Source organism: Neisseria sp. P0009.S007 (assembly GCF_051962515.1).
The window spans coordinates 1-359 of sequence record NZ_JBQCVF010000963.1; the positions used below are offsets into that span (position 1 = coordinate 1).

1 protein-coding gene and 1 pseudogene are annotated in these 359 nt (G+C 54.0%); both read left to right on the top strand.

The window, feature by feature from the left end:
* The coding region (locus ACTHS3_RS17320) for a ribonuclease P protein component (RefSeq protein WP_440368678.1) at nucleotides 1-184 on the top strand (184 nt) is incomplete at its 5' end.
* Nucleotides 181-309: pseudogene (gene yidD, locus ACTHS3_RS17325) on the top strand (membrane protein insertion efficiency factor YidD); the annotation flags it as partial. The gene ACTHS3_RS17320 and the pseudogene yidD, both read left to right, overlap by 4 nt.
* Nucleotides 310-359 lie beyond the last annotated feature (50 nt).

Genomic DNA, 359 nt, shown 5'->3' on the forward strand with positions numbered 1-359 from the left:
AAAGACCGCCAAACGCGCCCATGACCGCAATTATATGAAGCGCGTCATCCGCGACTGGCTCAGGCTGAATCAACACCAGCTGCCGCCACATGATTTTGTTGTGCGCGTGCGTCAGGCGTTTAATCGGGAAACTGCTCCGGAAGCCCGAAACCAACTTGCCCAGCTGATGAAAAAACGCCGATGAATACCCTGCTTTCCAAGCTCTTCCTTGCACTCATCCGCTTTTACCAATACTGCATCAGCCCCCTCATTCCACCGCGCTGCCGCTATACCCCGACCTGTTCACAATATGCAGTCGAAGCCGTCAAATAATACGGCGCATTCAAAGGCGGATGGCTGGCAATCAAACGCATCGCACG